An 11,281-nucleotide genomic window follows, 5' to 3' on the forward strand; every position below is an offset into this window, starting at 1 on the left:
CATGATTTCTCACTCCCTTCTAATGGAATGGACTAGAATTAAAGCCGTCAATCCAGTTTCTGACAATATTTTCCCAACGTTGAATCATGAATTGCTTAAATCTCGTTAAAATGTGTCCACCGACAATTTCGTTCAATTGGGCATCAGTTAATACCCGATAGTTATTAGTCCTCATCGTGTCCACTTCCTTTCTTTTCAAGATTATTATAAATTGAATTCCAGCAAAATTTTTCAAACTGCAGTGAACGTCGAATTTGGTGCAGTGAACGTTAATAACGTTTCGATCAACTAACGGAAAATGCCGGAAATTGAACGGAACTTGCAGTTTGACTCTAAAATTCATCTTACTCCTTATAATATAAATAGATGATCATCAATATATACAAAAAGGAGTGATTAATAATGATTAAACAAAAATTGAATGAAGATTACTTACGATATACTATTGGAGGAAGAGTCATCAATATAAGCCCATATGCTACTTACAACACTAGAACACATCGATCCTATCCTAACTATGGGGCAATTTGGAGTAATGTGGGTCATACTGTCGTCAATGGATGGATCTCTACACTAGGAAGGTAAATTATGTTTTTTAAGCATCATACAAATAATCCTGATATAGTCGATATACTTGAAAGAACAAATTTAAAAGAAAATAACGAACAGGAATTGATTGATAAGGCCCTGATTAATTTCAAATCTGGCACTAATCATCACCAAGCCATCAAGCAACTCAAAAGTCAATTACAAGTTTTAGCCGTTCAGCAAAAATTATCTCCTGAAGGTCTCAAGCTTCTCCAAACATTAAGCAAACCTAATTTTCCTAATGACCTTGCTCGATCCTCGATGACTTGGTTCTAAAAAAGCGCTGGTAGCTCAATTGAACTACCAACGCTTGTTAGATAAAACTAGCAAAGATGAAGACTAAAATTAATCCTAAAATAACGGATAAAACCATGGATCGCGTAAAGTATGCGATCAGCAATACAAATAATCCAGCAATGATATGATCCAAATGACCATACAGGATTAATTGATGACCAAATAAGGTGACCTTATCAGTAACGACCTTATACGAATCCAAGAAAAGCCGTTGCGCCACCAAAGAAGCAAACAGGCTCACGGGGATATACTTCATCCATTCATTAAACCATTCCGGCAACTTCCGATTCGTAAAGAAAAGAATCGGGAAGTAACGCGGAACAAAGGCTGCGAGCGCTGCAATAATAATTACTAAGATATGAAATTTATAATCATGATTGGCAGCTGCAACTACCGTAGATGTGCTTAAAAAATCCATTCTGCTCAAATACCTAATTTCTAATGATTAGCAGCCTCTTGCGACTGATCTTGCTTCTTACGCTTATCCTCGACTGTTTGGCGGATCGTTGATGGCCGGAAAATTTCTCCCAAAATCCAGGTCCGTTTCGGGTGCTTACTATGCTTGCGCACGTAATCTTCCACCGCAAACCCGATTAAGGAGGCCATTAAAGTGGAAATAATCAAGCCAAGGGTATTTTGAATCAAGACGAGGAAAAGGACTGATAAAGCACCCGCCAAGAGACAAATCAGTAAAGTCAAATGATTCCGGACCTGCATGACCAGCATGTAGATAAACAATGCTGTCAGGGCAAATTCAATGATATCCAGATCGATGGAAATGGTGCTTCCCACTAAAGCCCCAATTAAGTTTCCACCAGTCCATGAAATCAAAGCAAAGTGCTCCACCATGGTCGCATCTTTGATCGTCCAGTTCTTATCAGTGGCGTATTTTAAATAGTTAATTGCGTAATTTTCATCATTCAATGAAAAGGCAAATAAGAAGACATCCCAGGGCTTATCTTCATGCAGATACTTGGATAAACTAGATCCTAGTAAGGCATACCGCATTTCCAAGAAGAAGATCGTCATGAAGATCGTCGATAAGGGGGCATTGGTGACTAGCATGGACGCCAAAATAAATTGTGCCCCACCGGAATAGACTAATATTGAGACCAAAAAGGCCATAATAAAATTAAAACCAGCAGCATGAAGCAAAATCCCGCAGGCTAACCCGATCGGGGCATAGCTCAAACATAATGGCATCGTATCCCCTAAGACCGATAGCCACCGCTTCTCAGGATTGACGTGATGTTGAGTCAAACGATAAGTTCCTCCTTTAGAGATTATTCTTCAGTTTTGAACACTCATCAAATGCTATTTTACCATACTTAATTCGTAAAATGCATGGTTTCCCGTTGTCAGCTTGTTAATATTCATTATATATCAACCGATTTTTCATTGTTTTAGCGACCTTTTTTTGTTAAGATTAGAAACGAAAAGAGGAGCAACGGCGGTCTCCGTTACTCCTCAATCGTGGATGGAACACGTTTTACTTTTAGCACATCATGATGAATAGTCATGGTGTGCTTTTTTGATTAATTGATATGCCTTTGCTACCGCTAGAATTATCTTATCCAGCCGTAACACTAGCAGACCAAAAATCGCTAGCAAACCGTGTCCCCAACCAAAAGATTTCACCCGAACTTACCTCCGTGTGATGATGAGTGAAAGGTAAGTTGGTGTGTTCCATTAGTTCCACTAAGTTAGGTCTTAGGGTTGCAAAGTCTATGACCTAACCTGCTTTTTATTATATCGAATATTTGTTCGTCTGACTACTTTTAATTAAGCTTTGACAAAATCACCGTTTACCATTACCACCTGAATATGATTCGACTGGGTTTGATACAAGAGCCGTTCCAAGCGTTCAATCGGATCGCTCGGTGCCAGTAGTGGTCGTTCTTGAACTAGCTGCAGATCGGCCTGGAAGCCCGGTGCAATTTGTCCAATTGGTAAATGCAGACTTTGACCACCTCCAACCGTGACAAGATAAAAAGCATTTCGGATACTAATCCTGGCATCGACTTCCCCTTGATCTTGATTAGTAACCCCATCCGTTCGCATTTGCGAAACCGTGACCGCTTGGCGGAGATTATCATAAAGTGATACCGAGTAGCCGCCCGAAATATCCGAACCCAGCCCCAGCTTAATACCACGATCCATTAACCGGCGCGTTGCTAAGGTCCCATTCCCAAAATAAGCATTTGAAATTGGGCAATGGGCAACCGCCGTATGCCGATCCGCCACCAGCTGCTCATCGGTTAAAGTCAATTGGGTGGCATGCGCCATAACCGCCCGATCGGTTAGTAAGCCAAAGTGATCCAAGACATTGGCGTCATGATGGCCGTAATGTTCAATCGCATAGTGGTGTTCCCAATCACTCTCACTCAAGTGGGATTGAATAGGGAGATCATATTGCGCCGCTAGTTTCCCAAGCCCTTGTAAGGTCGTTGGCGTACATGACGGGACGAAGCGTGGGGTAATGACTGGGATTGGGGCTAAAGCTTGTCCTTGCCCAAGCGCCGTCAATTGTTGAATAAAGTCTTCCGTTGCCTGCAAGGCCACTTGACTGGATGCGTCTCGATAATAATCTGGCGTTTGTTCAGGATTATCCATCGCCACCCGACCAATTAAAGCGCGTAAGCCATGATCCATACAGGCTTGCGCTAAAACTAAGTTAGCCGGATTATGGATCGTCCCAAAAAAGAGCACTGTCGTCGTCCCATTGGCTAAAAGATTTTGGACTAGATCCGGATAAACTTGTTTAGCATAGGCAAGGTCCCGATACTTTGCTTCTAAGGGGAAAGTGTAATCATTCAACCAATTGGCTAGCGGCTTATCCAAAGCTAGACCTGCTTGCGGCCATTGGGGAGCGTGCAAATGCAGATCGATAAAGCCGGGTAAAATTACTTGTCCTTTCGGTACTTCTACCAATTGATCTTTAGCTTGCGCCGCTTGTCGACTAGTTTGATAATCAGTATCCGTTGATTCGATAATCCGTTCAATCATGCCACTTTGATCAATGACGATTAAGGCTTGGGCATGATAGGCCACAGTTTGTGGATCAACCGCCGTGTAAAAATCACCTTGCAAAACCGTTTTAATCATAAAACTTCCTCCGTATCGCTAGCGCGTTATAAAGAGTAAATAGATCACTGCCTCATAAACGACCCATAAACTGATCAAACCTATCCAAATCCGCCGAGTGTAAATCGTCCAAAGGAGCATTGGCAGCACCATTAAGAGGTTCACCACCAATTGGTAACCATAAGAACCATCCATATTCATTAGCCGAGCGCTCGCAAAGATCACGAGGGCAACAATCAGTTGAATAATCAAGGGAAAATGTTGCCGAGCTAACAGATGGCTCGCTGACACTGCCAAGAGCCAAGCCCAGGTGAAAAAGGCTAAGTTCACTACCGCGATCAAGGCCCAGTAGTAAACATTGAGATACTGTAAATCATTGGTGATATCTGGTACCAGCAATAAAGTCGGGTCTGGATATAGCGCCATCCAACCCTGTAGCCCGATCGTTATCATGATGGTCACGATTAAGGCCAGGCCATATTGCCACCACTTAAAAGCGCGTCTTTGTGGTCGATCACTGCCAGCTAACACCCAATGAAAGCCCACAGCGGCCAGTAATAAGCACAGCGCTAAACCAATGATATACAGGTAGTCCCCGGTCGTTCCTTCGGATAAGAACAGATCCCGAGGCACGTTATAATAGCGCATGATCGGATTGTCAGTATTGAGAATCGTTGCAACCAAGGCCCCCATCCCAATTAGGAGAATCCATTGCGTAGAAGCGGGCAGACTAAATTTATGCTTGCTCATTGCGTCACCTCATTATTTAGGAGTGTCGTCAGATCAAAGGTCAGAATTCGGTCCACCCCGACCCCATATTTATCTCGGTATCGCCGGCCACCCGATTCAAAGACAGCATATAATTGCCCATCTTCATTGCCAATCTGTTCCATCATTGGTGGCATCTTGATGATCATTAAAGCCTGGCTCTTAGTATAGGCATTCGCCCGTCTTGATAATTTGAAGACATAGAGTTTTGAACTTTGGTGACCGTAGGATTGTGACATTAAGATCATGCCATCCACTATTGTCATCCCTTGAATTTGGGTCGGACAAGTTTGGTTCAAAACTGGTGAAGTCGCAATTGAAACCCTGCCGAATTGTTTACTCGTCTGACTCTGACGGCCTGCTAAGAAGCCATTCGTGTTAAGTTTGTATGCTTGCAGGCGGCCACGATCCCCTTTACTGAAGTACCCCACATAAAGACGGTGCTGATAATAAGTAACCTGCGACGACCGTTTCAGTTGAGGTAAATAGGTTAAGGACGCATACTGAATCGGCTGATGCTGACTCTTAAATTGATAATGTTCAATAGTCGCTAAGTTAATGCTGAATAAAGTCGCTTCCCGATGACTATAACCACATACCCAAAGGCGTTGGTGATCGGCATCATAAGCAATCCCGCCGGTATGCGGTTGCCCGTGGAGGACCAAGGTCTTTTCATAGCGCATAGTCTGACGGTTAATCACATAAATGACGGAGTTAACTTTGTAGGCCCCATCATAAGCTGAGATGAAGATGTATTTAGGGCTGTAGGCGATCCCTTGGGGAACCAGGCCTCCGCTAATGCCCACTTGCTGGGATAAAGTAATAATGCTCCGGGTCCCCCGTAATCCCGGAATCAAGGTTGCATTAGTAACCGGTGCCCCGCCTTCATTTTGAAGACTATCGGCCGCTTGATAGTCAAAGATTAATTTGGTTTCATTTGGTAGGCGAAAAATGGCTAGTTGGGCCGTTTGTTTAGCCACCTGATTGGTAATAATAGATGGTTGTTTGATTGTTTTCGTGGTTGAAAAACGTTCAGATAACAATTCCTGTCCATAGGGAAACCGCCAATGATATTGAGATAAAATCCCACTAATCACGGCGACAAAAGCGATAATCAATAGTATATTCATGCCCCAACGTTTGCTATGCATAATCTCCCCTCGCAAGCTTAGCGACTTGTATCAAGCTAATTTTAGCATGTTGCTGGCAAAAAAATAAACCGCTATCATTGCAATAGCGATTTAAGCGAATGCTTATTCTTTAGGCTTCGAATTATACATTTGATCTTCAAGCCGGTTAGTTGCTTGGACCCGTTTGACAAGCTCATCTTTGTTAATCTCAATGTATTCCCATAGGTTAGTCACAATCGTTTGGAGATCGCCTTCCTTGTTGCCCAAATATGTGGAGGTCATCCGATCATTTCCCATGTCGGCCAGGAAGATCTCCCCATCCGGATATTTTAGGAGGAATAAATCCGTATATACCATTTCTAAACTTTGCGTTTTCCATTTCGAATTGAAAATCCAGTCATATAGCTCAGTTGGTTGAATGAGATCACTTAGATGTGAGTCTGCATCGAATTTTACCATTAGTAGCTCCTTTCTGATGCTTTAGCCGTCCTATTTATAAGTTGTTTGGAGAAGAGATTTTGAATTTAGAACTAAAAAGCCCACTACTGCCCGCAGTAAATTCTGCCTTACATGTAGTGGGATTTCTTAATATTATTGTACTACAATTTCTTTAATATCATCGGACGAGCACGCTAAAATGTTCATAAAATTGATTGGAGGATCTTTGCTAAAGTGAAAAATCAAATTTCCCGTTTTTAAGACAGGACAGATTTTTTGATCTGTGCAGCAATTACGCATAGATCTGAAAATCTGTCGGGTGTCGAAGATGGACTTTGACGAAAATTGCAATTCTAAATTAAGTCCTACCATTAAAAATAATTTGCTTGAGATTAAGTTCAATCTCATGATATTATTTCAATTAAAAAGAGAGGCAACGGCCCTATCCGTTACCTCTCGATCGTGATTGAGACACGAGTTGGGTAAGCTAACTACGACTATCGTCGTGGTTAGCTTTTTTAATCGCTAGGTACATACTCGTGATAGCTATGATAATCCTATCTAATCGCAAGATCAGTACACAAACGATCACCACCAAACCCGCACGCCTAATATTTGATTTCACGAATCACTACCTCCATATCGGCTAATTGGACTAAACTAAGTATTAATACGTCAATAACTAACAATTTACGAGGAGTGAAAATATGGTAAAAGAATGGGGATTTGTTCGAGAAACGAAAGAATTAGCTGATAAAGCTGGTATTGATAAAGATACTGGTATCAGCCGGACCGGTTTGGAGGAATATTTAGCGGTCATATTCCCAGATGTCGATGACTGGGTCCATGATAAGACAACGGGACTGTTGAAGGATGACGGAAAGAAAAGTCATGTAAGGCCCGATTATCGAAGTGAACAACTGAAAATGATTGTTGAATATGACGGCTTACCACACTATACATCACCAGACCAATGGGAAAAAGATGAAAGCAACCAAGCATTCTACGAATCATACGGATATAAGGTGGTTCGTGTACCGTATTTCATTCAATTAACTAATGCGGTAGTAGAAAAACTATTTGGTATCACGGTTGGTGAACCACTATTTGATGGTACTACTCCGTCAATCGGGCCAAAGGGAAGAAACACTCCAGCTTATCTATGCCCTGCTGGAATTCGTCGAATGGCCGGTGAGTTCATTAAGTTTCCCGAACAGTATCGGGTTAATATTGAATCTTTGAAAAGAGAGAATGATTATTCTAAAACAGAATATAAGTTGTTAGAATCTGAATACAATCGACAAAACGGAAAACAATAACAGAAATTACTAAGAAGGCTATGGCAACAAATCTAATTGTTGCCATAGCCTTCACGTTTTTAGAGCAAAGCGACATAATTTTACTAATACTGATTGTTTAGCTGCCCACAGGTCTTCATTCAGACCTTAAGCTTATTTTTTAAGGCATTCGTCAAGACTTCGCTAAAATTGATCTTTTGTTCCATTCCGATTTCATTTAAATAATTAGGAATGGTAACTGACTTACGGACTACTCTATTGTCATTTTTTCGACGATATTCGGAAACATTCACCCTAACTAAAGTAACTATTTCATCCCCATCCACTTTAGGTAATAGATAATTTGATGGTGGTAATTCTTCATCTAAACTTGTTGTGCCAATAAAGTCTTCCGCCATCGCAATCGCATCCGCAACTGATTTCCCTTGTGTCCTACCTTCATCCAAATCTGGGATCGTTACCAAATAAGGATATTCAGAGCCATCTGGTTCATACTTAATAATAATGGGATAGACGACAACCTTGTCTTTTTTATACATATAGCCACCTCCACTTAAAATTACCTTATTTTAATTGATGCTTTTGTATTAAGCTTCTTGCAAGTCTTTCATTAATTTCTGGATGACGTGGCAACTTTTCCTTTTCCCGGCCATCAGTCCATATATCATGATTGCCTCCGTGTCGATAAAGATACCATCCATTTCGCCTAAATAATTTTTCTAATTTAAAGCGTTGCACATCTTTAAATCCCTTTCTGCAATTTATGATACACGCATTAAATACGCGTTTCAATTTTATATACGAAAGTTAATTAAGCGCTTGCAATAAATTGTATAATAAACATATAGAATACGCTTAATTTTTAAATATACGAGGGGGCGATATGATGAAACCAGAGGATAAGAAGAAGATCATGCACCGGAGATAGACTATTACCGGGATTATAGTTATTATCCTCATCACTTGGCTTCAACTATGGAGCCTTGTTTGGCTTATCTTCTGCGGCTTCTTAATGATCATGGGCGTTATGTGGTTTATTGAATGGATCACGGGAATGGATCTAGATACACCAGTTAAACGTCAACACGATAATCAACCAAGTGACATTGAAGAAACCATGTGGGATATAGAAACCTTTCATGAGTTGCATCACCATGATGATAAAAATGAATAACTATATTTAAGGCCGTATCACTGTGCCCAGAATCAAAGATTCATGGTACAGTGATACGGCCGTTCTCGGTCTTGAGGTCATTGAGTTGAAGCCCTTCTAAAACCGTTCTTTTATAATCAGAATCTAATTTTAGTTGGAACCCCAATCAACGAAATCCTCATCAATGTAGTAATAATCACAGTTTGGGTAGGCGTCCTGATTCCTACTTTCTGTGAACTCTACTAATAAAACTTTAGTTTGCAGATGATCATTTATCTCAACCAAATGGCTAATTTGATCCAGGGTTAAATAGTGAGCGACATTAGTTAACCCAATGATAGATTGATCATCACATTCTAAATGGATCTTCAAATCTGCCTCTATTATACCATAGGGATCATTATTGATTTCTTTTGGAAAATGAATTTGTGCATGCTTCATCATCCGCTTAATATCGCCATCAAACGAAACCTCTAATGGTATATCTACCATTAATAATTTATCTTGAATTGCCGTATAGAATTCTAAACCAGCTTGGTCTAATTGACGTCGTTCTTCGTCGGTTAATGACTGATTAATATATTTAATTATTTCCGTTGAATAGGTTTTCTCCAAGCTTAAATCGGCAACGACATCGCCATCCCAATCCATCGCTTTGTTATGATCGACTTCTTTATAGTCATCATCATAAAAATGGATCGACTCATTCATATCCTTCATTCCACGAATTAGTTCTAAATATACCGTTTGATTATTAGTTGCTAAAACCGTAATCTTGCCTGGTTTAACATCAATCGTTTGATGGGTTTCATAGACCACTTTCATAAGATCACCGTCCTAGCAGATGAATTACGAACTTCATCCTTTTCTTCACCTAATAAAAAGTGCATGTCATTGTATTGCTTCTCCGTTAACATTAGCGTCTGTACCAATCCATTCTCAGGCAGAAAGTTACTGATCCTTTTTTCCATAAATTGTGCAGCTTTTCGATTTACACAGACGCGAACATAAACTGAATATTGGATCATTAAGAAGCCTTCTTGAATTAACTTCTTCCGAAAAACTCGATATGCTCGACGTTGCTGACTTGTTTCAACTGGCAAATCAAACATGACCATTAAGCGCATTATGCGGTACCTCATTAGTAAATTCCACCTCGATTTCAAGTTCATCACGATTTTCATCTAAGTAATCTAGACAAGTCTGCACATACTTTGGAATCACATTTCTTAACAGCATTTTTTGCCCATTATAAATAATTTCAAGATTAAGCGCGTCAACTAGTCCATACTTCACATCTGGCGTAAATTCATTAAATTTTTGCGCCGCTACCCAGTAATCAATTACTGGTCGAAATGGCTCCATCGAGTCTGACCCTAGATTAAATTCGTTTTCGCTACTATGATGATGGATCCCTAAATAAGTCAAATTCCCTCTGGTAACAATTTCTTTGTTCATCATCGATAAAAGGATTGAATACCCGTAATTAAGCGCTGCATTAACAGAACTTTCATCTCGACGTGAAAATTTGTCTTCAAACAAGAGCGGAAAATACTTTCTAGCAATAACCGCCTCCCGGTTGGATAAATCACCCACTTCTAATTTATCCAATTCAGATTCAATTTCATCTGTGGGTTGATTGTATACTTCTAGAACTTTGATTTGATTTCTAATTTTGTAGCTAACAATCTTTGTCCATAGTATATCTTCACGATTCTGATCCCAATTAACCTGACGCAATAACATTTCGGCCGACCGATTATTAGGGTAATAATTAACGGACTCAGTGATTGGTTGATGACGCTTATCGGTAAAGATGATTTTTGTCTCTCGATTCGCTAACTCCGCAATAACGGCTGTGGTTATCACCGCTTGTGTCGTGTCAATTAGTAAAACGTCAATATCAGACACCGGAATCTGATTAATTCCATCTCGTGTTTGGACAATGATCATATTGGCAGAATATGATATCTTAGCGTGTTGGGTAATCACCACGGATCGCCACCCCATAAACATTCCTCCCTTGTAACTAACTGTAATTAGCCTTATAATTTAGTTGTTGGGTAGCTCCCAACATCAACTCTTTTGAGGTTATTGAGTTGAAGTCCTGAGTTAAAATCAAGCAAGAGATTTATTCTCAAGTTTATCTTTTTGATACTCGTTATGGGTACAAAAAAGGGAATCGCAACCGCGATTCCCTTTTTCTTTACCATTATTTTGATAGATCTTTAAGTTTTACACGACGTTCAAATAATCCGGTTGGCGATTGATAAATTAGTTTTGCATTTTCAGAAAACGTTATTACACTTTTGAATCTCCCAAATTCAGATAATCCTAATATTTTAATATCTTTTCTAGTACCATTTGCATGCAAACCTGTAATAATATCATTAATAATATCAAATTTTCCATCACTACTTTTCTTACCCTTTGAGTCGTATTTAGAATTAATAGGAAGCTGTCTAAATTCATCCTTATGATTTTCTAATGTCTCTATATATTTCTTATATAATGGAAAATCTTTT

The 11,281-nt window shown here is 39.9% G+C and carries 17 protein-coding genes; 3 read left to right on the forward strand and 14 right to left on the reverse strand.

The genetic code is table 11. The features are described 5' to 3' along the window. Positions 1-19: 19 nt before the first annotated feature. Positions 20-175 carry a hypothetical protein gene (locus PS3_RS10485; protein WP_176662259.1) on the reverse strand — a complete coding sequence of 52 codons (156 nt, stop codon included), beginning with the start codon at positions 173-175 and terminating at the stop codon, positions 20-22. Positions 176-588: 413 nt separating this feature from the next. On the opposite strand from PS3_RS10485, the gene PS3_RS05165 reads away from it, so the two are divergent. Next, on the forward strand, positions 589-864 hold the full coding sequence (locus PS3_RS05165; protein ID WP_050950850.1) for a hypothetical protein: 276 nt from the start codon (positions 589-591) through the stop codon (positions 862-864). A 37-nt stretch (positions 865-901) separates the two neighbouring features. On the opposite strand, the gene PS3_RS05170 is transcribed toward PS3_RS05165, so the two are convergent. From PS3_RS05170 to PS3_RS05195, 7 genes are all read right to left on the reverse strand, one after another. Further along, positions 902-1,303, reverse strand: a complete 402-nt coding sequence (locus tag PS3_RS05170) for an AzlD domain-containing protein (RefSeq protein WP_007122261.1) — start codon at positions 1,301-1,303, stop codon at positions 902-904. A gap of 20 nt (positions 1,304-1,323) precedes the next feature. Then, positions 1,324-2,145, reverse strand: coding sequence for an AzlC family ABC transporter permease (locus PS3_RS05175; protein WP_007122262.1), 822 nt, complete (start codon positions 2,143-2,145; stop codon positions 1,324-1,326). Between the two features lie 243 nt (positions 2,146-2,388). Then, positions 2,389-2,523 (reverse strand): hypothetical protein, encoded by a 135-nt coding sequence (locus PS3_RS10775; RefSeq protein WP_268869365.1) that lies wholly within the window; start codon positions 2,521-2,523, stop codon positions 2,389-2,391. 144 nt (positions 2,524-2,667) lie between these two features. Beyond that, positions 2,668-3,990, reverse strand: a complete 1,323-nt coding sequence (gene guaD / locus PS3_RS05180; protein WP_007122263.1) for a guanine deaminase — start codon at positions 3,988-3,990, stop codon at positions 2,668-2,670. A gap of 18 nt (positions 3,991-4,008) precedes the next feature. Then, entirely contained in the window at positions 4,009-4,719 is a 711-nt protein-coding gene (locus tag PS3_RS05185; RefSeq protein ID WP_040468249.1) for a hypothetical protein, read from the reverse strand. Continuing rightward, positions 4,716-5,888, reverse strand: a complete 1,173-nt coding sequence (locus tag PS3_RS05190; RefSeq protein ID WP_040468251.1) for a YncE family protein — start codon at positions 5,886-5,888, stop codon at positions 4,716-4,718. The genes PS3_RS05185 and PS3_RS05190 overlap by 4 nt, the downstream gene beginning before the upstream one ends. Positions 5,889-5,990: 102 nt before the next feature. Next, a complete protein-coding gene (locus PS3_RS05195; RefSeq protein ID WP_040468252.1) occupies positions 5,991-6,326 on the reverse strand; it encodes a hypothetical protein in 336 nt (111 codons plus the stop codon). Between the two features lie 686 nt (positions 6,327-7,012). On the opposite strand from PS3_RS05195, the gene PS3_RS05200 reads away from it, so the two are divergent. Next, a complete protein-coding gene (locus PS3_RS05200) occupies positions 7,013-7,624 on the forward strand; it encodes a DUF559 domain-containing protein (protein WP_040468254.1) in 612 nt (203 codons plus the stop codon). Positions 7,625-7,743: 119 nt separating this feature from the next. On the opposite strand, the gene PS3_RS05205 is transcribed toward PS3_RS05200, so the two are convergent. Beyond that, on the reverse strand, positions 7,744-8,142 hold the full coding sequence (locus PS3_RS05205) for a type II toxin-antitoxin system HicB family antitoxin (protein WP_040468256.1): 399 nt from the start codon (positions 8,140-8,142) through the stop codon (positions 7,744-7,746). A 25-nt stretch (positions 8,143-8,167) separates the two neighbouring features. Continuing rightward, positions 8,168-8,341 carry a type II toxin-antitoxin system HicA family toxin gene (locus PS3_RS10360; protein ID WP_141566743.1) on the reverse strand — a complete coding sequence of 58 codons (174 nt, stop codon included), beginning with the start codon at positions 8,339-8,341 and terminating at the stop codon, positions 8,168-8,170. Positions 8,342-8,615: 274 nt separating this feature from the next. Between PS3_RS10360 and PS3_RS10490 the strand changes: the two genes are divergently transcribed. Next, entirely contained in the window at positions 8,616-8,777 is a 162-nt protein-coding gene (locus tag PS3_RS10490; protein WP_176662260.1) for a hypothetical protein, read from the forward strand. A 129-nt stretch (positions 8,778-8,906) separates the two neighbouring features. Here PS3_RS10490 and csn2 read toward each other — a convergent pair whose 3' ends face one another. The 4 genes from csn2 to PS3_RS05225 all read right to left on the reverse strand — a co-directional run. Further along, complete coding sequence (csn2, locus tag PS3_RS05210) at positions 8,907-9,581, reverse strand: type II-A CRISPR-associated protein Csn2 (protein WP_007122264.1); 675 nt, start codon at positions 9,579-9,581, stop codon at positions 8,907-8,909. Next, positions 9,578-9,883, reverse strand: a complete 306-nt coding sequence (gene cas2 / locus PS3_RS05215; RefSeq protein WP_007122265.1) for a CRISPR-associated endonuclease Cas2 — start codon at positions 9,881-9,883, stop codon at positions 9,578-9,580. Before cas2 ends, csn2 begins: the two co-directional genes overlap by 4 nt. Next, entirely contained in the window at positions 9,861-10,766 is a 906-nt protein-coding gene (gene cas1 / locus PS3_RS05220) for a type II CRISPR-associated endonuclease Cas1 (protein ID WP_007122266.1), read from the reverse strand. Before cas1 ends, cas2 begins: the two co-directional genes overlap by 23 nt. Positions 10,767-10,968: 202 nt before the next feature. Then, on the reverse strand, positions 10,969-11,281 hold a 313-nt coding region (locus PS3_RS05225; protein ID WP_040468257.1), incomplete at its 5' end, for a Cas9 endonuclease PAM-interacting domain-containing protein.

It is taken from the genome of Limosilactobacillus gastricus PS3, assembly GCF_000247775.1.
GTDB lineage: Bacteria > Bacillota > Bacilli > Lactobacillales > Lactobacillaceae > Limosilactobacillus > Limosilactobacillus gastricus_A.

What these genes read in the sequence shown, in the direction of transcription:
- PS3_RS10485 (WP_176662259.1), bottom strand. Translation starts at nt 175, where the DNA reads ATGAGGACTAATAACTATCGGGTATTAACTGATGCCCAATTGAACGAA.
- PS3_RS05165 (WP_050950850.1), top strand. Translation starts at nt 589, where the DNA reads ATGTTTTTTAAGCATCATACAAATAATCCTGATATAGTCGATATACTT.
- PS3_RS05170 (WP_007122261.1), bottom strand. Translation starts at nt 1,303, where the DNA reads ATGGATTTTTTAAGCACATCTACGGTAGTTGCAGCTGCCAATCATGAT.
- guaD (WP_007122263.1), bottom strand. Translation starts at nt 3,990, where the DNA reads ATGATTAAAACGGTTTTGCAAGGTGATTTTTACACGGCGGTTGATCCA.
- PS3_RS05185 (WP_040468249.1), bottom strand. Translation starts at nt 4,719, where the DNA reads ATGAGCAAGCATAAATTTAGTCTGCCCGCTTCTACGCAATGGATTCTC.
- PS3_RS05190 (WP_040468251.1), bottom strand. Translation starts at nt 5,888, where the DNA reads ATGCATAGCAAACGTTGGGGCATGAATATACTATTGATTATCGCTTTT.
- PS3_RS05195 (WP_040468252.1), bottom strand. Translation starts at nt 6,326, where the DNA reads ATGGTAAAATTCGATGCAGACTCACATCTAAGTGATCTCATTCAACCA.
- PS3_RS05200 (WP_040468254.1), top strand. Translation starts at nt 7,013, where the DNA reads ATGGTAAAAGAATGGGGATTTGTTCGAGAAACGAAAGAATTAGCTGAT.
- PS3_RS05205 (WP_040468256.1), bottom strand. Translation starts at nt 8,142, where the DNA reads ATGTATAAAAAAGACAAGGTTGTCGTCTATCCCATTATTATTAAGTAT.
- PS3_RS10490 (WP_176662260.1), top strand. Translation starts at nt 8,616, where the DNA reads ATGATCATGGGCGTTATGTGGTTTATTGAATGGATCACGGGAATGGAT.
- csn2 (WP_007122264.1), bottom strand. Translation starts at nt 9,581, where the DNA reads ATGAAAGTGGTCTATGAAACCCATCAAACGATTGATGTTAAACCAGGC.
- cas2 (WP_007122265.1), bottom strand. Translation starts at nt 9,883, where the DNA reads ATGCGCTTAATGGTCATGTTTGATTTGCCAGTTGAAACAAGTCAGCAA.
- cas1 (WP_007122266.1), bottom strand. Translation starts at nt 10,766, where the DNA reads ATGGGGTGGCGATCCGTGGTGATTACCCAACACGCTAAGATATCATAT.